The organism is Oleiphilus sp. HI0132, assembly GCF_001635845.1.
The window spans coordinates 1-1296 of the sequence record NZ_LWGJ01000710.1 but is presented as its reverse complement, the minus strand read 5'-3'; the positions used below and the strand labels follow the sequence as shown (position 1 = coordinate 1296).

General features: G+C 44.1%; 1 protein-coding gene and 1 pseudogene. One reads left to right on the top strand and one right to left on the bottom strand.

Translation table 11 applies throughout. From position 1 onward, the window contains the following. A pseudogene (locus A3766_RS30735) lies at positions 1 to 230 on the top strand (patatin-like phospholipase family protein); the annotation flags it as partial. On the opposite strand, the gene A3766_RS08470 reads toward A3766_RS30735, so the two are convergent. After that, positions 227 to 1296: IS66 family transposase (locus A3766_RS08470; RefSeq protein WP_068642079.1), on the bottom strand; the 1070-nt coding region annotated here is incomplete at its 5' end. The pseudogene A3766_RS30735 and the gene A3766_RS08470 sit on opposite strands and share 4 nt — an antisense overlap.

The following is a 1296-nucleotide window of genomic DNA, read 5'->3' as shown; positions in this document are numbered from 1 at the left end:
TACTTGCGACAGGTGCTATTCCCGTCATTATTGATGGCGTGGAAGGCCTCGCGGGTGAAGGCGTCTACCAAGATGGGGGCATTACAGATTATGCTTTTGACTTACCTTTGTTGCCTAAAGATGGTTTTGTTCTGTTTCCACACTTTGCGAATATTCCGGTGCCGGGCTGGTTTGACAAGGGCTGGATCAATCGTAAACGTAAGGCGAAGCGCACATATCCAAGAATCTAATGATTTAGTATGACATTCCATGGCAGCAGATCTTCCATTTCTGCTTGCTGATCTCTTTTACTAAGTGCTTTCAATAGATAATGAAGATAATCGAATGGCACAAGGTCATTTGCCTTTGCCGTTTCAACAATACTGTAAAGTACACTGCTGGCATGGGCACCACTAGTGGTGTTTGAGAATAACCAGTTTTTTCGCCCTATCACGAAGGGTTTGATTGCTCTTTCTGCACGATTGTTATCGATATTCAGATGACCATCTTCTAAGTAGCGTGTCAGCTTTGGCCATTGATTTAAACTGTATGCGAGTGCTTTGCCCAAGGCCGATTTAGGCGGTACCTGCAGAATCGAGTTATCCAACCAGATTTTATATTCTTTCAACAAGGGTGTCGCATGTACGACTCGATATGCCTGTTTTTCTCTGGGCGATTTATCCTTTATGGCAGTTTCAATTCGATAGAGCTTTTTGATGTGAGTCATCGCCCAAGTAGCTTTTCCCGCTTTGGGTTTGCCTTTGCTTTGCGCTATATCAGCCTCTTTGAATTTGCGTCGTGCATGTGCCCAACAGCCCACTAATGTCGTTTGGGTGGATTCATAACCTTGATAGCCATCTACCTGTAAATAGCCTGAGTGACCTTGTAGAAAATTAATCGCACACTGGCTTGCCCGACTTTCATGGAAGTCATACAGCACGATATTGGGAATGTCTGTGTGATTGCTGCCGGGTGAGTCGGTACCGGTGCAATATAACCACATATAACATTTGGTTTTGTCGGATTCGATTACCTTTAGTGTGGTTTCATCTGCTTGTATTACATTTTGCCGCAAGAGGGTTTCATGCAGTTTGTCATAAAGCGGTTTGAGTAAGTCTGTACACTTCAGCAACCAGCTCGACATCGTTTGTCGGCTAAGCGGGATGCCATATTCTTTGAACAGACTTTCTTGTCGATAAAGCGGTAAGCCATATTGATATTTACTGGTAATGATTTGGCTTAACAAGCTCGCCGTAGCAAAGCTTTTTGGAATAGGTGAAGCCGGAACCGGCGTTTGTTTAATCGTGACGTTCGTTG